Annotated in this window: 19 protein-coding genes; 9 read left to right on the top strand and 10 right to left on the bottom strand. The window is 65.4% G+C overall.

Going from position 1 to position 20,472, the window contains the following annotated elements; genetic code table 11:
* Positions 1 to 98 precede the first annotated feature (98 nt).
* On the top strand, positions 99 to 1,034 hold the full coding sequence (locus tag IPU70_RS21405) for a dihydrodipicolinate synthase family protein (protein WP_013392212.1): 936 nt from the start codon (positions 99 to 101) through the stop codon (positions 1,032 to 1,034).
* Between the two features lie 135 nt (positions 1,035 to 1,169).
* Here IPU70_RS21405 and IPU70_RS21400 read toward each other — a convergent pair whose 3' ends face one another.
* The 7 genes from IPU70_RS21400 to argE form a co-directional block, all read right to left on the bottom strand.
* Positions 1,170 to 2,717, bottom strand: coding sequence for a UxaA family hydrolase (locus tag IPU70_RS21400; RefSeq protein WP_207470097.1), 1,548 nt, complete (start codon positions 2,715 to 2,717; stop codon positions 1,170 to 1,172).
* 63 nt (positions 2,718 to 2,780) lie between these two features.
* Complete coding sequence (locus IPU70_RS21395) at positions 2,781 to 3,788, bottom strand: tripartite tricarboxylate transporter substrate binding protein (protein ID WP_207470095.1); 1,008 nt, start codon at positions 3,786 to 3,788, stop codon at positions 2,781 to 2,783.
* A gap of 287 nt (positions 3,789 to 4,075) precedes the next feature.
* On the bottom strand, positions 4,076 to 4,624 hold the full coding sequence (locus tag IPU70_RS21390; RefSeq protein ID WP_013392209.1) for an acyloxyacyl hydrolase: 549 nt from the start codon (positions 4,622 to 4,624) through the stop codon (positions 4,076 to 4,078).
* A gap of 241 nt (positions 4,625 to 4,865) precedes the next feature.
* A complete protein-coding gene (accD, locus tag IPU70_RS21385; protein ID WP_013392208.1) occupies positions 4,866 to 5,741 on the bottom strand; it encodes an acetyl-CoA carboxylase, carboxyltransferase subunit beta in 876 nt (291 codons plus the stop codon).
* A 35-nt stretch (positions 5,742 to 5,776) separates the two neighbouring features.
* Positions 5,777 to 6,640 (bottom strand): tryptophan synthase subunit alpha, encoded by an 864-nt coding sequence (gene trpA / locus IPU70_RS21380; RefSeq protein ID WP_207470093.1) that lies wholly within the window; start codon positions 6,638 to 6,640, stop codon positions 5,777 to 5,779.
* Between the two features lie 10 nt (positions 6,641 to 6,650).
* Positions 6,651 to 7,850, bottom strand: a complete 1,200-nt coding sequence (trpB, locus tag IPU70_RS21375) for a tryptophan synthase subunit beta (protein WP_013392206.1) — start codon at positions 7,848 to 7,850, stop codon at positions 6,651 to 6,653.
* A gap of 130 nt (positions 7,851 to 7,980) precedes the next feature.
* Positions 7,981 to 9,132, bottom strand: a complete 1,152-nt coding sequence (gene argE, locus IPU70_RS21370; protein ID WP_207470091.1) for an acetylornithine deacetylase — start codon at positions 9,130 to 9,132, stop codon at positions 7,981 to 7,983.
* 121 nt (positions 9,133 to 9,253) lie between these two features.
* Here argE and IPU70_RS21365 point away from each other — a divergent pair, with 121 nt between their 5' ends.
* A complete protein-coding gene (locus IPU70_RS21365; protein WP_207470089.1) occupies positions 9,254 to 10,567 on the top strand; it encodes an MFS transporter in 1,314 nt (437 codons plus the stop codon).
* A 40-nt stretch (positions 10,568 to 10,607) separates the two neighbouring features.
* Here the strand turns inward: IPU70_RS21365 and IPU70_RS21360 are convergent, their stop codons facing one another.
* Positions 10,608 to 12,872: a bifunctional (p)ppGpp synthetase/guanosine-3',5'-bis(diphosphate) 3'-pyrophosphohydrolase gene (locus IPU70_RS21360; protein ID WP_207470087.1), complete on the bottom strand. Its 2,265-nt coding sequence runs from the start codon at positions 12,870 to 12,872 to the stop codon at positions 10,608 to 10,610.
* Positions 12,873 to 12,977: 105 nt separating this feature from the next.
* Here IPU70_RS21360 and IPU70_RS21355 point away from each other — a divergent pair, with 105 nt between their 5' ends.
* Both IPU70_RS21355 and IPU70_RS21350 read left to right on the top strand, forming a co-directional pair.
* Complete coding sequence (locus IPU70_RS21355) at positions 12,978 to 13,811, top strand: zinc-dependent peptidase (protein WP_207470086.1); 834 nt, start codon at positions 12,978 to 12,980, stop codon at positions 13,809 to 13,811.
* Positions 13,808 to 14,317 carry an NAD(P)H-dependent oxidoreductase gene (locus IPU70_RS21350; protein WP_207470084.1) on the top strand — a complete coding sequence of 170 codons (510 nt, stop codon included), beginning with the start codon at positions 13,808 to 13,810 and terminating at the stop codon, positions 14,315 to 14,317. The genes IPU70_RS21355 and IPU70_RS21350 overlap by 4 nt, the downstream gene beginning before the upstream one ends.
* Before the next feature lie 97 nt (positions 14,318 to 14,414).
* On the opposite strand, the gene IPU70_RS21345 is transcribed toward IPU70_RS21350, so the two are convergent.
* Positions 14,415 to 14,765, bottom strand: a complete 351-nt coding sequence (locus IPU70_RS21345; protein WP_013392200.1) for a RidA family protein — start codon at positions 14,763 to 14,765, stop codon at positions 14,415 to 14,417.
* 72 nt (positions 14,766 to 14,837) lie between these two features.
* A complete protein-coding gene (gene pncB / locus IPU70_RS21340; RefSeq protein ID WP_207470082.1) occupies positions 14,838 to 16,013 on the bottom strand; it encodes a nicotinate phosphoribosyltransferase in 1,176 nt (391 codons plus the stop codon).
* Between the two features lie 156 nt (positions 16,014 to 16,169).
* Here pncB and fdxA point away from each other — a divergent pair, with 156 nt between their 5' ends.
* From fdxA to nth, 5 genes are all read left to right on the top strand, one after another.
* On the top strand, positions 16,170 to 16,493 hold the full coding sequence (fdxA, locus tag IPU70_RS21335; protein ID WP_013392198.1) for a ferredoxin FdxA: 324 nt from the start codon (positions 16,170 to 16,172) through the stop codon (positions 16,491 to 16,493).
* 49 nt (positions 16,494 to 16,542) lie between these two features.
* A complete protein-coding gene (locus IPU70_RS21330) occupies positions 16,543 to 17,343 on the top strand; it encodes a ferredoxin--NADP reductase (RefSeq protein ID WP_207470081.1) in 801 nt (266 codons plus the stop codon).
* Between the two features lie 212 nt (positions 17,344 to 17,555).
* Complete coding sequence (locus tag IPU70_RS21325; RefSeq protein WP_013392196.1) at positions 17,556 to 18,782, top strand: polyhydroxyalkanoate depolymerase; 1,227 nt, start codon at positions 17,556 to 17,558, stop codon at positions 18,780 to 18,782.
* Between the two features lie 174 nt (positions 18,783 to 18,956).
* Positions 18,957 to 19,601: an electron transport complex subunit RsxB gene (rsxB, locus tag IPU70_RS21320; protein WP_207470079.1), complete on the top strand. Its 645-nt coding sequence runs from the start codon at positions 18,957 to 18,959 to the stop codon at positions 19,599 to 19,601.
* Entirely contained in the window at positions 19,598 to 20,233 is a 636-nt protein-coding gene (gene nth, locus IPU70_RS21315; protein ID WP_054450563.1) for an endonuclease III, read from the top strand. Before rsxB ends, nth begins: the two co-directional genes overlap by 4 nt.
* Positions 20,234 to 20,472 lie beyond the last annotated feature (239 nt).

Here is a 20,472-nt window from a genome sequence, read left to right as displayed (position 1 = left end):
ACAGCAGATGTTCATCGGCCGGTTCGGTGCCAGAATCAGACGTTGCCGTCGCGCCGCCTGGCGCGCCCTTTTCATTCATCAGACAACGAGTAGAGACAATGAGCACCCAAGCCAGTATTCCCGGCGTTTTTTCTCCGGTCCTGACGCCGTTCGACGCAGCCTATCGCCCGGCCTTGGGACGCTACGTGAAGCACTGCCGCTGGCTGCGCGAGCAATCCGTCGGCCTGGCCATTTTCGGCACCAATTCGGAAGCCAACTCGCTGGCCCTGTCTGAAAAACGCAGCCTGCTGGACGCGCTGCTGGAAGCTGGCGTGGAGCCGTCCGCGCTGATGCCCGGCACCGGCGCCTGCGCGCTGCCCGACGCGATCGAGCTGACGCGCCACGCCGTGCGCAGCGGCAGCATGGGCGTGCTGGTCCTGCCGCCCTTCTACTACAAGGGCGTGAGCGACGAGGGGCTGTTCCGCTACTACGCCGAACTGATCGAAGGCGTGGGCGACGACCGGCTGCGCATGTACCTGTACCACATCCCGCCCGTGAGCCAGGTGCCGCTCAGCCTGGACCTGATAGACCGCCTGCTGGACCGCTACCCCGGCCAAGTCGCGGGCGTGAAGGACAGCGGTGGCGACTGGAACAACACGGCGGCCATGATCGAACGTTTTGCACCGCGCGGCTTCCGGGTCTACGCGGGCAGCGAGGCTTTCCTGCTGCAGACGCTGCGCGCGGGCGGTGTGGGCTGCATCACCGCCACCGGCAACGTCAACCCCGGTCCCATCGTCGCGCTGCAACAGCGTTGGCAGGAAGCCGACGCCGACGCCCGCCAGGCTGGACTAAACGCGACCCGCAACGTGTTCGGCAAATTCCCCATGATCCCCGCGATGAAGGCCGCCATCGCCTGGAAGTCCGGCGATCCCGCCTGGGCGACCGTACGCCCGCCCCTGGTGGAACTGAACGCTGAACAGCGCACCGCCTTGCAGGCCGCCCTGGATGACAACGGCTTCGACATGCCGGGCGCGCAAGCGCTGGCGGACAACTAGTCCCAGGTCCCGCGGGCGCGCCGCCGCCTGCGGAATCGCACAACGCAGCGGCACATCCGCAGCAAGAAAAACGCCCCGGCGCACGGCCATCCAGGACCGTGCGCCGGGGCCTTTTTGCGAATGCGGCTGCGCGCCTCAGCTCACCACACCGATGTTCCAGGGCACGAACTCGTGGTCGCCCAGCCCCAGCAGCTCGCTCTTGCTGCGCGTGCCGGAAGCCACCAGCAGGATTTCCTCGAAGATGCGCTGCGCCACTTCCTGCAACGTCGCCGTGCCATCCAGGATGTCGCCGCAATTGACGTCCATGTCTTCCGTCAGCCTTTCATACATCGGCGTGTTGGTCGCCAGCTTGATGGAAGGCACGGGCTTGGCGCCGAACATCGAGCCGCGCCCGGTGGTGAAACAGATCATGTTGGCGCCGCCAGCGATCTGCCCGGTCGCGGACACGGGGTCGAAGCCGGGCGTATCCATGAATACCATGCCAGGCTGGCGCACCGGTTCCGCGTAGCGGTAGACCTCCATCAACGCGGTGGTGCCGCCCTTCATCGAAGAACCCAGCGATTTCTCGAAGATGTTGGCGAGGCCGCCCATCTGGTTGCCCGGGCTGACCTTGCCGTTGATCTGCACGTCGCGCCCGGGCGAATACTCTTCCTTCCACCAGCGGATACGCTGCACCAGCTTCTCGCCGACCTCACGGTTGCGGGCGCGCGACGTCAGCGTGTGCTCCACGCCGTAGATCTCCGGCGTTTCGGACAGGATGGCGGTGCCGCCGTGGCGCACCAGGATGTCCATGGCCGCGCCCAGCGCCGGATTGGCGGTGATGGACGAAAAGCCGTCCGACCCGCCGCATTGCAGCCCCACCGTCAGGTGCCGCGCCGGCAGCGGCACGCGCTCGACCTCATTGGCCTGCGGCAGCAGGGCTTGCACCGCGGCGACGCCGGCCTCGATGGTTTTACGCGTGCCCCCGGTCTCCTGCATGATAAAAGTCTTCAGCCGCGCGCCCGCTTCCAGGCCCTGATCCTTGAGCAAGGCATCCAGCTGGTTGCGCTCGCAGCCCAGCCCGACGATCAGCACGGCCGCGAAGTTGGCGTGGCAGGCGTAGCCGCCCATCGTCCGGCGCAACAGGTCCATGGGTTCGCCGGACATCTCCATGCCGCAGCCCATGCCATGGCTCAGCGCCACCACGCCATCCACATTGGGGTAGGCGGCCATCAGTTCCGGGGTGAAGGCTTCGGCAATGCGGTGCACCACCGTCGCCGAACAGTTGACCGTCGCCATGACGCCTATGTAGTTGCGCGTGGCCACCTGCCCATTGGCGCGCACGATGCCGAGAAAGCGCGCCTGCTCGGACTCGGGCAAGACGGGCGTAGGCACGTAATCGCGGGCGTGCGCGTAGTCGCGGTCGAACTCCTGGAAGTCCATGTTGTGCGAGTGGACGTAGGTGCCAGCCGGAATATCGCCCGCCGCAAAACCGATGCAGACGTTGTACTTGAGGATGGGCTCGCCGGCGCGCAGATCGCGCGCCGCGATCTTGTGGCCGGCCGGGATCTGGCTGCGGCTGACGATGCCCTCGGAAGGCACGGCCGCGCCTATGTTGATGGGCACGCGCGCCACGACGACGTTGTCCGCCGAGTGCAGCCGGATAACGGGGCCGGCCGCGCGCTTTTCGCTTAAGTCGATCATATTTTGGTCTCGCAGGAATGAAGGGAACGCCCGGCCGCGGATGCGCTGGCGCGGGCAGGCCGGCTATTCGGGTTTGATGCCTATGTCGCGGATCAGCACTGACCAGCGCGGTAACTCCGCCCCCACGAAGCGTGTGAAGGTCTCGGAATCGCTCCCCACCACCGTGAAACCTTGCTCGCTCAGCTTGGCCTGCATGTCGCTCTGTTGCAGGGCCGCGCGAATGGAATCGGCAAGCTTGCCCACCACGGGCTTGGGCGTATTGGCCGGCGCAAACACGCCGTACCAGGTCGACACTTCAAAATCCTTGAAGCCGGACTCGGCCAGCGTCGGAATCGCCGGCGCCTTGGGATCGCGCTTCAGGCTGGTGATGGCCAGCGGCCGGACCTTGCCCGAATTGATGTGCGGCAAGGCCACGGGAAGATTGGCGAACATATACGGCACGTGTCCGCCCAGCACATCGGCTATGGCGGCCGATTCGCCCTTGTAGGGCACGTGCGTCACCTTGGTGCCCACCATGTGCGCGTACAGTTCCCCGGCGATATGCTGCGGACCGCCCTGGCCCGACGAGGCGTAGCTCATGGCGCCGTCACCGGCCTTGCGGATGTGCTCGGTGAGCTCCTGCACGCTCTTCGCGTCTACCAAAGCCGGATTGACCACCAGGATCAAGGGCATGGTCACCACCTGCGACACCGGCGCGAAGTCCTTTTCAGGCTTGAACGGCAGGGACGGGAACAAGGAAGGCGCGACCACCATGGTGGACTGCGAGCCCAGGAACAGCGAATAGCCGTCGGCGGGCGAACGGGCCACGTTGTCGGCGGCGATGGTGCCGGTAGCGCCGGCCCGGTTCTCCACCGCCACCTGCTGCCCCAGGCTCTCGGCCATCTTGGCGCCCACCAGCCGCGCCACGATATCCGCGCCGCCGCCAGGAGCGAAACCCACCACCATGCGCAGCGGCTTGTTCGGAAACTCCTCGGCCCATGCGGCGGATGAGCCGCTGGACAGCGCGAGGGCCAGACCGATAGCGGCGGTCATGCGCGTCAGCGGACGCGCGGGCGTACAGGGATAGTTCATGCGTTGGTCTCCGTTTGCCGTCGTCGCGTCCCCTGGCGTGGCCATGCGTGCTGCGGAGAATCGGGGCCGTGCGGCGGCTCATTGTGTGTTGTGCGCTGCCTGGGCATTCTGGCCATTGCACTCCTTACCAACAAGTATGTGTACGCAGCGTCAGAACATAATATTTTTGTTGTTTTAGATTGAGCGGCAAGCAACGCAGCGCGACAGCCCAAAAAAAATCCACCCCTGAGGGTGGATCTGTCTGTTTGGCGCGCCCTGGGGTCGCGCCAGGCTCGCTCAAGGCGGAATCAGAACTGGTAGGTGTAGGTCAGCTGCACCACGTCCAGGCCCGGGTTCGGGCGCTTGATGCTGGCGTTCGAGAAGTGCGAATAGCGCAGGCCGATGCGATTGTTCGGCGTCACGAGAAAGCCCATGCCGATGTGGTCGCCAAACTGGAAGGCGGTGCTGATGTTCTCGTCGGCGAAACGCGTGCTGGAGAACAGCGTGGCGCCGATACCCGCTTCGATGTAGAAGCGTTCGCCGGTCCACCAGCGGAACATCGGGATGGCGTTGAGCTGCCAGACATGGCTGGGCGAACGCGAACCGCTAGCCTTCCAGTACGACACGCCGAGTTCAGGCGTCAGGTCCAGGCGACCCCAGTTGCCACCGAACTGGTAGGTCCAGACGGATGGCGTTTCGTAGTTCAGTGTCAGGCGCTGATAGTGGTCTCCAATGCCGTAATGCATGCTGACGCCGCCCTGGGTGCCTTCAGACGATTGGGCGCTCGCCAGCGACGCGGTTGCGGCCAGGGCAAGTCCTACAAGGCCGGTAAGCATCTTCTTCTTGGTCAACTGCATTGGAAAACTCCGTAGATTTCAAACCTAGTACGCAACATAGCAAAATCCGGGCCGGACGACTTGATTTCTGTCGCAGGCAGGCAACATCGCGGATGGAAAAGACTGTTCCGAATAACGTCCTTCAGATGCCACCTGACAAACGCCCTAAACGAGAATGCCGCCGGGAGCCCGAGGCTGCCGGCGGCATCCGATCACCGCCCGTCCAGTCCGCCCGAAAAGGCCGGCCGGATGGCAGGAACATTCAGGCCGTCACCACATCCGCGGGCTGATTGGTCAACAAGGCCAGCAGACGGGCGATTTCCTCGCGCAGCTGGCGGCGGTCCACGACCATGTCGATGGCGCCCTTCTGCAGCAGGAACTCGGCGCGCTGGAAGCCTTCCGGCAGCTTTTCGCGCACGGTCTGTTCGATCACGCGCGGGCCGGCAAAGCCGATCAGCGCCTTGGGCTCGGCGATGACCACGTCGCCCATGAAGGCGAAGCTGGCCGACACGCCGCCCATGGTGGGGTCGGTCAACACGCTGATGAACGGCAGACCGGCCGCCGACAGGCGGGTCAGCATGGCGTTGGTCTTGGCCATCTGCATCAGCGACAGCAGGCTTTCCTGCATGCGCGCGCCGCCGGAGGCGGCCACGCAGATGAACGGCGTCCTGTTGTCCAGGGCGGCCTGGGCGCCGCGCGCAAAGCGCTCGCCCACCACCGAGCCCATGGAGCCGCCCATGAATTCGAATTCGAAGCAGGCCAGGGTCGCGGACACGCCGCGGATCGAGCCGCTCATGACCACCATGGCGTCGGTTTCACCGGTTTGCTTGACCGCTTCCTGCAGACGCTCGGGATACTTGCGCGTGTCCTTGAACTTCAGCGTGTCGACCGAACGCGTGGTCTGGCCGATTTCGACCCGGCCCTCGACATCGAGCAGCGAATCGATGCGGGCGCGGGCCCCGATGCGCATATGGTGGTCGCACTTGGGGCAGACGTGCAGGTTGGCCGCCAGGTCTTCGCTGTACAGCACCGATTCGCACGACGGGCATTTCACCCAAAGGCCTTCGGGAACGCGGCGGGGGCCGCTTTCGCTGGTTTTGTTGATGCGAGGAGGCAGGAGTTTTTCGATCCAGCTCATTGATTATTCATCCCGTATGAGGTCACGCCCGCCGCTCAGGCCGACGCGCTTGCTCGTTTTACTTGATCCAGCGCTTGCCGGATGGTGCGCAGCCAGCCGCTGGCGGCGGTGACTGCGGCGTCGGTTTTCTGGGCCGCGGGGGCATCCGCCGCCGCCTGCTCCATGGTTTCTATCAGTTTGCTGCCGATCACGACGGCGTCGGCCGCGCGCGCCACGCGCTGGGCGCTTTCGGCGTCGCGGATGCCGAAGCCCACGCCGACCGGAATATCGCGCACGTGGCGGCGGATCACGGCCAAACGCTCGGCCACGTCATCGGTATTGAGCGAGCCCGAACCCGTGACGCCCTTGAGCGACACGTAGTACACGTAGCCGCGGGCGACCGCGGCGACGGCCTTGATGCGCGCTTCCGTGGACGTAGGCGCCAAGAGGAAGATCGGGGCGATGCCATGCTCGCCCAGCGTGGCCGCGAACTCGACCACTTCCTCGGGCGGATAGTCCACCACCAGCACGCCGTCCACGCCGGCCTGCTCGGCGCGGCGCGCGAACTCGGCCTGGCCCATGCGTTCTATCGGGTTGGCGTAGCCCATCAGCACCACCGGGGTGGCGGCATCACGCTGGCGGAACTCGGCCACCAGGTCCAGCACGCGGGCCAGGCCCACGCCCTGCGCGATGGCGCGGTCAGCGGCCCGCTGGATCACCGGGCCGTCGGCCATGGGATCGGAGAACGGCACGCCCAGTTCGATGACGTCGGCGCCGGCCTCGACCAGCGCATGCATCAGGGGGACGGTCGCGGCGGGCGAGGGATCGCCCGCGGCAATGTAGGGAATCAGCGCCGCGGCGCGGCCGGATTCGGCGGTGCGCGCGAAAGCGGCGGCGATGCGATCGGTGCGAGTCGTCATGGACAGGGCCTCAGAGCTCGATGCCGGCCTGTTCGGCCACGGTATGCATGTCTTTGTCGCCACGGCCCGACAAGTTGACCAGGATGACGGCGTCGCGCGGCAGCGTGGCGGCCATCTTCACGGCTTGCGCGATGGCGTGCGACGACTCCAGCGCGGGCATGATGCCTTCGATGCGGCAGCAATCGTGGAAAGCCTTGAGGGCTTCCGCGTCGGTGATGCCGACATATTCAGCGCGGCCGGAGTCCTTCAGCCAGGCGTGTTCCGGACCGACGCCCGGATAGTCCAGGCCGGCGGAGACCGAATGCGTTTCCTGGACCTGGCCGTCGGCATCCTGCATGACATAGGTGCGGTTGCCGTGCAGCACGCCCACCTGGCCCGCGGCCAGGGATGCGGCGTGGCGGCCGCTGTCCATGCCCTCGCCCGCCGCCTCGACGCCGATCAGGCGCACGTTTTCGTAGGGAATGTAGGGATGGAAGATGCCCATGGCGTTGGACCCGCCGCCCACCGCCGCCACGACGTAGTCGGGCTGGCGGCCAGCGGCTTCGGGCATTTGCGTCAGGCATTCGTTGCCGATGACGGTCTGGAAATCGCGCACCATGCGGGGATAGGGGTCGGGACCCGCCACCGTGCCGATGATGTAGAACGTATTTTCAATGTTGGTGACCCAGTCGCGCATGGCTTCGTTGAGCGCGTCCTTCAGGGTGCGCGAACCAGAGTTGACCGGCACCACCGTGGCGCCCAGCAGCTTCATGCGGTAGACGTTCGACGCTTGGCGGCGGACGTCTTCGCTGCCCATGTAGACCACGCATTCCATGCCGTAGCGGGCTGCCACGGTGGCGGTGGCCACGCCGTGCTGGCCGGCGCCGGTTTCGGCGATAACGCGGGGCTTGCCCATGCGCTTGGCCAGCAATGCCTGGCCGATGCAGTTATTGACCTTGTGGGCGCCGGTATGGTTCAGGTCTTCGCGCTTGAACCAGATCTGGGCGCCGCCCACCATTTCCGACCAGCGGCGGGCATGGTAGACCGGGCTGGGACGGCCCACGAAATGCTTGAGTTCATAGTTGAACTCTTCCTGGAAGGCGGGGTCGACACGGTAATGGTCATAGGCCGCGCGCAGCTCGTCGAGCGCGTGCATCAGCGTTTCCGCCACGAAAACACCGCCATAAGGGCCGAAATGGCCCTGGGCATCCGGAAAGTCGTAAGGTTTCACCAAGCATCTCCCCCGGGTATCGCGGCGGCCACTGCCGGCCGCAAATCCGGTTTGCAACCCGTCATTTTACCTGACGCCGGCAGCGGCCGGGCGCTACGCCCTGGCCGCCCCGGCAATCCTCGGCTTGCCCTCAGAGCGACTGCCCCAGGCGGCGCAGGAAGGTGTCGCAGGCGGCCAACTGGTCCAGCGCGACGTACTCGTCAGGCTTGTGGGCCTGTTCGATATGGCCGGGGCCGCAGACCACCGTGGGAATGCCGATGCCCTGGAACAGGCCGGCCTCGGTGCCGTAGGCGACCTTGCGGGTGGCGCGGTCTTCGGTCAGGGCGCGCACCAGCTGGGTGATGGCGGCCTCTTCGGAAGCCTCCAGGGCGGGAGCTGCCGCGCCGGTCTCGATTTCGATGCTGGCGCCGTCGAATTCGGCCTTCATGCGCGGCAGGAGCTCCTCGCGCACGTATTTTTCGACTTCTGCCTGGATCGCGTCGGGCTGCATGCCGGGCAGGTTGCGGAATTCGTAAGTGAATTCGCACAGCTCGGGGATGGTGTTGACCGCAATGCCACCCCGGATCTGGTTGGTGGTCATCGTCGAGAACGGCACATCGTAGAACTGGTCGTAGGGGCCGTTGGCCTTGAAGCTGTCGGCCAGGTCGCGGATGCGGCAGATCAGGCGGGCGGCGTATTCGATCGCGTTGCAACCGCGCGGGGTCAACGACGAGTGCGCCGCCTTGCCGTGCACCTTGCAGCGGAACAGGTTGATGCCCTTGTGCGCCACCACCACCTGCATGCCGGTGGGCTCGCCCACCACGCAGCCTTCGGGGCGGATGCCGCGCTCGTGCAGGTCGGCCAGCATATAGGGCGCGCCGGCGCAGCCGACTTCTTCGTCGTACGAGAACGCCAGGTGCATCGGCTTCTTGCGCGGCATGGCCAGGAATTCCGGCACCAGCGCCAAAGAGCTGGCGATGAAGCCCTTCATGTCGCAGCTGCCGCGTCCATAGAGCAGTCCGTCTTTTTCGATGAGCTTGAACGGATCCGTGCTCCAGTCCTGGCCATCCACGGGCACCACGTCGGTGTGGCCGGACAGCACAATGCCGCCCTGCATGCCGCCGTCCTGGGCGGGCAAGGTGGCGAACAGATTGGCCTTGGTGCGCTCGGGATTGTGCGCCAGCCATGCGTCGACGCCCTGGCCCTTGAGCCAATCCCGGACGGTTTCGATCAGGGCAAGATTGGAATTGCGGCTGGTGGTGTCAAAACCAACCAGCGTTTCCAGCCAGGTGCGCGCGTTCATGTCACTACTCTCTTGGGGAAAAAGAGGAGTGTAAGGCCAGCGCGCGTCCTCGTCTCGGGCAGGGCCTGGCGCGCAAGCGCCTAGAATGTCGCCCGGTTAGGCAAACCCCCAAGGAGAAACCGTGCAGCACAAAGCAGTTCCCACGCGCAACATCGTGGCGGCAGTCATAGGCAACGCCCTCGAATGGTATGACTTCCTGGTGTTCGCGTTCATGACGCCGATCATCTCGAAGCTGTTCTTCCCCACCGACCCCAGCGTTCCCGGCAGCGAACTGAACGCGATCCTGATGACCACCGCCATCTTCGGCGTCGGCTTCTTCATGCGTCCGGTCGGCGGCATCATCCTCGGCCTGTACGGCGACAAGAAAGGCCGCAAGGCGGCCATGGTCATGGTGACCTCGCTGATGGCCGTGTCGATCGCCCTGATCACCGTTGCCCCCACCTACCACGCGGCCGGCATCCTGGCCCCGATCTTCATCCTGATCGCGCGTCTGCTGCAGGGCTTTTCGGCTGGCGGCGAATTCGGCACCTCGACCGCGCTGCTGATCGAAATGGCGCCCAACGGCAAGCGCGGCTTCTATGGTTCCTGGCAGATGGCCGGCCAGATGCTGGCCCTGCTGATCGGCGCGGCCTGCGGCACGCTCATCACCGAATTCTTCACGCCCCACGAGATCGCCGATTGGGCCTGGCGCCTGCCCTTCGCCTTCGGTCTGGTAATTGTTCCCATCGCCATCTATATCCGCCGCAACGTCGATGAAACCGACGCCTTCAAGCAACTCAAGGAAGAAGAGCGCCAGGCCGCCGCACGCGGCGAGGTGCAGCGCCTGAGCCTGGGCCAGATGCTGAAGACGCATACCCGCGAAACGCTGATCGGCGTGGGCCTGGTCGTGACCGCGACGGTGTCCATCTACATCACCTTCACTTATCTGGTGACCTACTCCACGCAGATCCTGAAGCTGCCGCTGAACCAGACCTTCCTGGTGCAGATGGCCGGCGCGGCGCTGATGGTGCTGCTGACGCCCTTCATGGGCGCCTGGTCCGACCGCGTCGGCCGCCGCCCCATCGTGATCGGCTCGCTCATCGGCTACCTGATCGTGCTGTACCCGCTGTACTACTGGCTGTCGGACGCGCCGTCCATCGGCCGCCTGCTGGCCGTGCAGGTCGTGGTCTGCCTGTTCGTGTCGGCATTCTTCGGCGTGTTCAGCACGGTGATGGCGGAGCTATTCCCGGCGCGCGTGCGTTCGGTGGGCCTGTCCCTGGCCTACAACGTGGCCGTGATGATTTTCGGCGGCTTCGCGCAGTTCATCGTGACCTGGCTGATCAAGACCACCGGTTCGCCGATGGCGCCCGCCTACTACGTGATGTTCGGCGTGGCGCTGGGCCTGATCGCCGCGTTCTACATGCGCGACCGCGCGCACGAGCAGCTGGACGACTGAGTCCCGCTTGCGCCCGGGCCGCCCGGCCCGGGTTTCCCGCCTAGCGACGCGTCGCCGACGACACGCCCTGCACTTCGGCCAGGGCGTCCAGCGCGCGCGACAGCGACTCCCCCCCGCGCACTTCCACCGTGAACACCATGTGGGCCAGCGACTGCTTGCTCTGCGTGTTCACGCCCACCACGTTCAGGCGCAGCCGCGCGAAGACCTCGGACAGGTCGCGCAGCAGGCCGGAACGGTCATGTGCGCGCACGCTGATGTCCACCGGATAGAAGGTGTCGGCGGTCTCGCCCCAAGCCACTTCGATGACGCGCTCGGGTTCGCGGGCGGCCAGCGCCAGATAGCTGTGGCAGTCGCTGCGGTGGATGGACACGCCGCGCCCGCGCGTGACAAAGCCGGCGATGAGGTCCGGCGGCGCCGGACGGCAGCAACGCGCCAACTGCGTCAACAGCGATCCCACGCCCACCACCAACACGCCGCTCTTGCCGCTTTTCTCGGCGCTGCCGGCGCTGGCATGGCGCAAGGCGGCCGGCTGCGGTTCGACGGCCGGCCCGGGCTGCTGGAACAGCGTATCGATCTGCCGCAGGCTGAACTCTTCCTTGGCCGCCGCCACGTACAAATCGTCGGCGCGGGCGAATCCCAGGTTCTGCGCCAACTGTTCCAGATTGACGGCGGTCTTGCCCAGGCGCTGCAATTCCTTTTCGACCAGGGCTTGGCCCTGGGTGATGCGCTGCTGCAGTTCGATCGCGTTGAACCACATGCGCACCTTGGCGCGGGCCCGCGGGCTGGCCAGAAAGCCCAGCTGCGGGTTGAGCCAGTCGCGCGACGGCCCGCCAGACTTGGCGGAGATGATCTCCACGGTCTGGCCGGTGGACAGGCGCGTCTGCAGCGGCACCATCTGCCCATCGACGCGGGCGCCGCGGCAGCGGTGGCCCAGGTCCGTATGCAGGTGATAAGCAAAATCCACCGGCGTGGCGCCGGCAGGCAATTCGATCACGCGCGCCTGCGGCGTCAGCACGTAAATGCGCTCGTCGGTATGTGGCGGCGCAGTCGCCTGGCCGCGGCTTTTGCCCGACGCCGGCTTGGCGGGCGCGGGCTTGGCGGGTTCGCCGCCCTCGACATCGCTGTTCCAGGCCAGCAGCTGGCGCATCCACGCCAATTGCCGGTCGTATTCGCTGGAGGCCGCCACCTGGCCGCCCTTGGCGCCCGCTTCCTTGTAGCGCCAGTGCGCGGCCATGCCGTACTCAGCGAACTGGTGCATCTCGCGCGTGCGGATCTGCACTTCGAAGGGACGGCCGTCGTCATCGGCCACCACCGTATGCAGGGAGCGGTAGCCGTTGGGCTTGGGCCGCGAAATATAGTCGTCGAATTCTTCTGAGATCGGCGTCCACATCTCGTGCACCATGCCCAGCGCGGTATAGCAGGCGCGCACGTCGTCGACGATGACGCGCAGCGCGCGCAGGTCGTACATCTGCGAAAAATCCAGCCGCTTCACGCGCATCTTGTTCCAGATGCTGTAGATGTGCTTGGGCCGGCCGCTAACCTCGGCCTCGACGCCAGCGCGGGCCAATCCCGTCTGCAGGCGCTCGATGGCGCCGGCAATGAAGGCCTCGCGCTCCACCCGCTTCTCTTCCAGCAGACGGGCGATCTGCTTGTATTTTTCAGGCTCCAGGAAACGGAACGCCAGGTCTTCCATTTCCCATTTGATCTGCCAGATCCCCAGGCGGTTCGCCAGCGGCGCGTACAGGTCCAGGGTTTCCCGGGCGAAATCGGTGGAGCATGGCGCCTTGCTTTCCGCGTGCCAGCGCAAGGTGCGCAAGCGCGACGCCAGCCGCATCAGCACGATGCGCAGGTCGGCCGCCATGGCCAGCAGCATCTTGCGCTGCATTTCCTTTTGCGAACCGCTTTCAGCCGCGGCGTCGCTCGCCTGCCGCGCCACCACGCCCAGCCGCAGCAGCGCGCGCGTGCCTTGCACCAGCCGCGCGATCTCGGCGCCGAAAGCCGCCGCGACGGGATCGCTGCGCAGGGACGGCGCGGGGGCCATCAGGTCGGTCGGCAAAGCGGCCAGCAGCGCCGCCGCGCGGGTGGCCGCATCGGTATGCAGGGCGGCCAGGATGCGGACCACGCCCGCGCCGTGCCCGGCCAGCGGCTCGCCGGTCAGCGCCTGTTGACCTTCGAAACGCGGCTCGGCCCAGGCCACGGCCTGGTCGATCAACGCCATGCCGTCGGCATCCAGGCCGGCGCCTACCTCCTGGCGCCAGGTAGCGTCGAAAGGCGTAGGCGCGTCGGGAACAGGCGGGGCGGACATGACGGACGGCAGGCGGATGTAGTTTGATATCCCGACACTCTACACTAGGGTTTGTAGACACCAAAAGCAGCCGCTAGCCCCGGCATATGGAAGGAACTGAAGCTTATGTTGCGCTGGCTCAAGGGCCGGGGCGCCCGCCCCTCCGCGGTGGCCGAAATGCAGGCCCGCATCTCGCCAGAACTGTGGCTGCAGGTACTGGAGGCCCACCCGTTCCTGGCGGCCTTGAACACCGAAGAAGCGGCCCAGCTGCAGGCGCGTTCCGCCTGGTTGCTGGCCAGCAAGAACATCAATGGCGCGCAGGGACTGGAGGTCTCGGATTTCATGCGCCTGAGCATCGCGGCCCAGGCCAGCCTGCCCATCCTCAACCTGGCGCCCGAACTGTACGAAGGCTGGGACGAGATCATCGTGTACCCGGCCAGTTTCCGCATCCCGCGCTCCAGCCAAGACGATGACGGCGTGGTGCACGAATACATGGAGGACGCGGCCGGCGAAGCCTGGGAAGGCGGGCCGCTGGTGCTGTCCTGGGAGGACACCCAGCTCTCCGACGGCGGCTTCAACGTGGTCATCCACGAGTTCGCCCACAAGCTGGACCTGCGCTCGGGCTACGCCGACGGCATGCCCTCGCTGGCCGCGCACCCCGAACTCAAGCCCCAGGCCTGGCGCCGCATCCTGGACGACAGCCTGGACCGCTTCATCGCAGCGGTGGAGGCGGTCGAAGCCGCCATCCCGCACGATGTGGATCCGGAAAGCGAGGCGGCGGACGCCTGGTACGGCCAGTTGCCCATGGACCCCTATGCCGCCACCGACGAAGCCGAGTTCTTCGCGGTCAGCTCGGAACACTTCTTCGTGGATCCCCACCCCATGCACGAAGCGCTGCCGCAATGGTATGCGTTGCTGCGGGCCTACTACCGGCAGGATCCCCTGGATCGCTACGCATGAAACAGCTGCTGATCGTGTGGCATTCGCGCACCGGCGCCGCGCAACAGATGGCCGAGGCTGCGGCGCGCGGAGCGCGGACGGCCGCCGCACAGCTGGAGCAGGCGGCCGATCTGAACGTGGTCCTGCGGCGGGCCGCGGACACCCAGGCCGACGCGCTGCTCGCCAGTCAGGCCTATCTGTTCTGCGCCCCCGAGAACCTGGCCTCGCTGAGCGGCGAAATGAAGGAATTCTTCGACCGCAACTATTACGCGGTGCTGGACCGGATACAGGGACTGCCCTATGCCTGCGCCATCAGCGCCGGCAGCGACGGCGCGGGCGCGGCGCGGCAGGTCGTGCGCATCTGCACCGGCTGGCGGCTCAGCGCCTTGGCGCCGCCGCTCATCGTCAACATGGGTGCGCAGACCGCGCAGCAGATCCTGGCGCCCAAGACCGTGGCCGGCGCGGACCTTGCAAGATGCGAGGAATTGGGCGGCCTGCTGGCCGCGACGCTGTTGCTCGGGCAGTAGCCAGCGCAACGCGGGGAGAGAAAGGCGGGTGGCGGACGCGAGAGCCCGCCATCGCGCAGGCGTCAGGCGCCCTTGGCGCCCGACGCGGGGCGGCGTCTTAGACGGCAGCCGTCACAACGATTTCGACCTTGAAGTCCGGATTGGCCAGGCGCGCTTCGACGGTGGCGCGCGGAGGCGAATTGCCGTCAGCGACCCATGCGTCCCAGGCCTTGTTCATGCCATCGAATTCCTTCATGTTGGCCACATAGATCTGGGCCATCAGGATCTTGGTCTTGTCGGTGCCGGCTTCGGCCAGCAGGCGGTCGATCGTGGCGAGCACCTGTTCAGTCTGGCCGGTGATGTCCAGCGTGGAATCGTCCGGCACCTGGCCGGCCAGGTACGCGACGCCGTTGTACACGGCCATGTCGGACAGGCGCTTGGCCACGTGGAAGCGCTTGATGCTGCTCATGAATAGTCCCCTAGATTCGAGTGGGTTGGGTGGAACAATGCAGAAGAACCCGCAATTTACCCCGAGCCGCCCTCAGGCGGGAGGCAACTGGAACACCTGGCGCAGATAGGCCAGGTAGGCCGGATCGTCGCACATGGTCTTTTCCGGCGCGTCGGACACCTTGGCCACCGGCTGGCCATTGCAGCGGACCATCTTCATGACGATCTGCAAGGGTTCATGGCCCAGGTCGTTGGTCAGATTGGTGCCGATGCCGAAGGACACCTTGCAGCGGCCAGAAAACTGGCGGGCGAGCTCGATGGCGCGCGGGAAGGTCAGCGAATCCGAGAACACCAGCGTCTTGGCGCGCGGATCCACGCGGTTCTTGCGGTAGTGCTCGAGCAGGCGTTCGCCCCAGACGAAGGGATCGCCCGAGTCGTGGCGCGCGCCATCGAACAGCTTGCAGAAATACATGTCGAAATCGCGCAGGAAGGCATCCATGCCGTAGACGTCCGACAGCGCGATGCCCAGGTCGCCGCGGTATTCCTTGGCCCAGACTTCCAGCGCGTACACCTGCGAATCCCGCAGGCGCGGACCCAGCGCCTGGCAGGCCTGCAGGTATTCGTGGCCCATCGTGCCCAGCGGCAGGACCTCGTGCTGCTTGGCCAGCAGCACATTGCTGGTGCCGGCGAAATGCTCGCCCATCTGCGCTTTCATGGTGGACACGATTTCCTCGTGCCAGACCTTGGAAAAGCGGCGGCGCGTGCCGTATTCGGCCACGCGGAAGTCAGCCAGCGCGGGATCGTCCAGCACCAGGTGCATCTTGGATTGCAGGCGCTTGCGGCCTTCTTCCCAATCGGGATTCTTGCGCGTGTTGCGGAAATAGACCTCGTTGACGATGGCCAACACGGGGATCTCGAACAGGATCGTGTGCAGCCAGGGGCCCTTGACCTCGATGCTGATTTCGCCCGGACCCTCGCCTTCCTCTATATGGATGCAGCGCTCCGGCAGGTGGAACAGTTCCAGGAAATCGATGAAGTCGCTTTTGATAAAGCGCAAGCCGCCCAGATATTTAAGCTCGTCCTCGGTGAAGCGCAGCTGGCATAGCTGGCGCACTTCATCGCGGATTTCATCCAGATAGGGACGCAGGTCGACCCCGGGCGTGCGGCATTTGTAACGGTACTCGACCTGGGCAGCGGGAAACTGATGCAGAACCACCTGCATCATGCTGAATTTATACAGATCGGTGTCGAGCAGCGAAGTGATTATCATGATGGCGCGTTTCGTTTCGCGACACCATAGCATAGAGCCCCGGCCATTAAGGGCGAAGGGCCACTATGTCAATACGGGTATTGCCGGCACATCGGCGCGGCATTGGGTAAAATCCGCCCAACAAGACACAAAAGCCGCCGCTCCCGGAGTTCCTGAATGACCCACGTTGTCACCGAAAACTGTATCAAGTGCAAGTACACCGACTGCGTAGACGTGTGCCCGGTGGACTGTTTTCGTGAGGGTCCGAACTTCCTCGTGATCGATCCCGACGAATGCATCGACTGCGCCGTCTGCATCCCGGAATGCCCGGCCAATGCCATCTACGCCGAAGAAGATGTGCCGCAGGACCAAATGAATTTCATCGCGCTGAACGCCGAACTCTCTCCCGAATTCGCCAGCATCAGCCGCGCCAAGAAGCCCCTGCCCGACGCCGACGAATGGAACGGCAAGCAGGACAAGCTGCAATACCTCGAAAAATAATCCGCGAACGCCGGCCCCAGCCTGGCGGCCGGCCTCGCGCGATGTGCCGATGACCGACGACTCCAAATACACGCGCCAGACCGTAACCCACGTCCACACCTGGGTGCCTGACAAGCTGTTCTCCGTGCGCGTGACGCGCGACGACGCGTATACGTTCCAGCCGGGCCAGTTCGCCCGGGTCGGTCTGCCCGAAGCCGGCGCCGCCGAAGGCGAACCCACGCTGTGGCGCGCCTACTCCATGGTGTCGGCGCCGCACGAACCCTGGCTGGAGTTCTATTCCATCGTGGTCCCCGAAGGCCAGTTCAGTCCGCGCATGGCGCGGCTGCAGCCCGGCGACGACCTCTATGTGGAAAAGACGCCCTACGGCTTCCTGACCCTGGAGCGCTTTGCGCCCGGCGGCGATCTCTGGCTGCTGGCCTCGGGCACCGGCCTGTCGGCCTATCTTTCCATCCTGCGCGACCCCGCCGTCTGGCGCGCCTACCGCCGCATCATCCTGGTGCACGGCGTGCGCACCGCCGCGGAGCTCGCCTACCGCGGCGAAATCGAATCCTGGCGCGCTGAGCCGGCCCTGGCCGAATTCTTCGCGGCGGACCCGCAAAAGCTGGTCTACCTGCCCATCGCCACCCGCGAAGCCCTGCCCGGCATGCCGCGGGAACGCCTGACGACCTTGATCGCCGACGGCCGCCTGGAGCAACTGGCAGGCCAGCCGCTGGATCCCGACCAAGCCAAGATCATGCTTTGCGGCAACCCCGACATGCTGGCGGACGCCCGCAAGCTGCTGGGCGAACGCGGCTTCAAGCCCGGACGCCGCGGCATCCCCGGCAACCTGGCGGTGGAAAACTACTGGTAGCTTCGGTTCGTCCGACTTAGTGCATAAACCCTCCTTTTGGTATGACAGCACGGTGTAAAAAGCGCCCTAAACTGGTGCTCAATGGGCATTGGGTCGCTTTTTAGCAACAGATTTGCTTTTTTTGTCGGCGTTTCTTCAGGCTGTTTAGAAATATCGTTAGTGCCCGGAGCAATAATCGGGACACACGCACGACCCAGAAGGACTTTTCTCAAATGCTGTATCAATTGCACGAAATGCAGCGCGCCTTCCTGACTCCGTTTGCAGCATTCACGGACGCCGGTTCCCAGCTGTTTTCCAGTCCCTACAGCCCTCTCGCCTATACCCCGATCTCCCGCCAGATGGCAGCCGGGTATGAGCTGATGACCCGCATCGGCAAGGAATACCAGAAGCCTGCCTGGAACTTGCCCACCACCGAGATCAAGGGCAAGTCGGTCCGTGTCATCGAAGGCGTGGCCATGGACAAGCCGTTCTGCCGCCTGCTGCACTTCCAGCGCGACGTCCGCCACGCGGGCCAGGACGATCCCAAGGTCCTGCTGGTCGCGCCGCTGTCCGGCCACCACGCCACCCTGCTGCGCGATACCGTGCGCGCCCTGCTGCCGGCCCACGACGTCTATGTCACGGACTGGGTCGACGCCCGCATGGTGCCGCTGTCGGCCGGCCCGTTCCACTTGAACGACTACGTGCGCTACGTGCAGGACTTCATCCGCCACCTGGGCCCCGACGTGCACGTCATTTCCGTGTGCCAGCCCACGGTACCTGTACTGGCCGCCGTCTCGCTGATGGCCTCCGCCAACGATCCCTGCCAGCCGCGCAGCATGGTAATGATGGGCGGACCCATCGATCCGCGCCAGTCGCCCACGCAGGTGAACCGCCTGGCCACCACCAAGCCCTACTCCTGGTTCGAGAACCAGGTCATCCATCCGGTGCCGCCGCGCTATCCGGGCGCCGGCCGCAAGGTCTATCCGGGCTTTCTGCAGCACGCGGGCTTCATGGCCATGAACCCCGACCGCCACATGAAGTCGCATTACGACTTCTACCTGGACCTGCTGCGCGGCGACGACAGCGACGCCGAAGCGCACCGCCGCTTCTACGACGAATACAACGCCGTGCTGGATATGCCCGCCGAGTTCTACCTGGACACGATCCGCATGGTGTTCCAGGAGTTCCAGCTGCCCAACGGCACCTGGGAAGTGGACGGCAAGCTGGTGCGTCCGGCGGACATCAAGAAGGTCGCCCTCCTCACCATCGAAGGCGAGCTGGACGACATTTCGGGCCAGGGCCAGACGCGCGCCGCCATCAAGCTGTGCAAGAACATCCCGGCCGAGCGCAAGACGCACTACACGGCGCCGAACTGCGGCCACTACGGCATTTTCTCTGGCCGCCGCTGGCGCGAAATGATCTGTCCTAAAATTGCCGAATTCATCCGGCAATCTGCGTAGGATGGGTGCTGCGCGAGTCAAGCGGGACTAGAACCCGGACCTCCGACGCGCGCAACCCATCAAACAACGGTGGCTGGTAATACCACTGTTGTTTGATGGGTTGCGCGCGATCTGCATTCAGGCCCCCGGCTTCTGTCTTTTCGCGCCCCGCCCCACGGGTTCTTCTTCACATCCATGTCCTGTCGCTCACTAGCCGACCGCATCGATGCCTTGCTGCCTCAGACGCAATGCACCAAGTGCGGATACACCGGCTGCCGGCCCTATGCCGACGCCATCGCGGACGGCGCCGCCCCGATCAACCGTTGCCCGCCCGGAGGCGATGAAGGCATCGCCGCGCTGGCGGCCCTGCTCGACACCCCCGTCCTGCCCCTGGACGCCACGCGCGGCGAACCCGGGCCGCTGCTGGTCGCACGCATCGACGAAGCGCATTGCATCGGCTGTACGCTGTGCATCCAGGCCTGTCCGGTGGACGCCATCGTGGGCGCCAACAAGCACATGCACACCGTGCTGGCCGACTGGTGCAGCGGCTGCGACCTGTGCGTGGCGCCCTGTCCGGTCGATTGCATCCAGATGGTGCCGGCAGGCCGCGCCTGGAGCGCGCAGGATGCCGCCATCAGCCGCCAGCGCCATCGCAGCCACCTGGCGCGGGTCGAGCGCCTGGCCGCCGACAATGCGCGCCTGATGGCGCCCGAAACGACCGCGGCAAGCAGCGCGCCCGCGCCCGCCGCGGACGAGGCGCGCGACGAGGACCGCAAGCGTTCCGCCATTGAATCCGCGCTGGCCCGCGCCCGGGCCCGCCGCAACCCCACGCAATCATGAACGCAGCCAAACGCCGAGAGATCTTCGCCCGCCTGCAGGCCGCCAACCCGCACCCCACCACCGAGCTTGAATACGACACGCCGTTCCAGCTGCTGATCGCGGTGCTGCTGTCGGCGCAGGCGACCGACAAGTCGGTCAACATCGCCACGCGCAAATTCTTCCCTGCCTACGGCACGCCGCAGGCCCTGCTGGCGCTGGGCGAGGAAGGCCTGGCCGACTACATCAAGACCATCGGGCTGTACCGTACCAAGGCGAAGAACACCATCGCCACCTGCAAGATCCTGATCGAACAGCATGGCGGCGAAGTGCCGCAGACCCGCGAGGCGCTGGAGGCCCTGCCCGGCGTGGGACGCAAGACCGCCAACGTGGTGCTCAACACCGCGTTCGGACAACCCACGATGGCGGTCGACACGCACATCTTCCGCGTGTCGAACCGCACCGGCATCGCGCCCGGCAAGAACGTGCTGGAAGTCGAACAGAAACTCGAAAAGTTCGTGCCGCGCGAATACATGCAGGACGCGCATCACTGGCTGATCCTGCTGGGCCGCTACGTCTGCGTGGCGCGCAAACCCAAATGCCCTCAATGCGGCATTTCCGATCTCTGCGAATTCAAGCAGAAAACGCCCGCCTGAACAGCGCGTGCGCTGATACGCCGACCCGGCACCGGCTTGTGCCAAACCGGGTTTTCCCTCGCTATCGAATCCATGACGCGTTGATGACGATCAACGCATATTTGCTGCATTGCATTTCCATTATGGAAAGGCTCTCTTCCCTTGTGGCGCAAGCATTGTCGGCCTGCCGACAATTGCCCATTCCGCACTGCAAAACCTATGACAAACCCTCATGGAATTTTGATAAATAGGTGCGCATA

This window comes from Achromobacter sp. SD115 (assembly GCF_017355315.1).
GTDB lineage: Bacteria > Pseudomonadota > Gammaproteobacteria > Burkholderiales > Burkholderiaceae_B > Achromobacter > Achromobacter xylosoxidans_B.
Note: the sequence above shows the minus strand (reverse complement) of the source record. Positions and strands in the feature narration are given on the sequence as shown.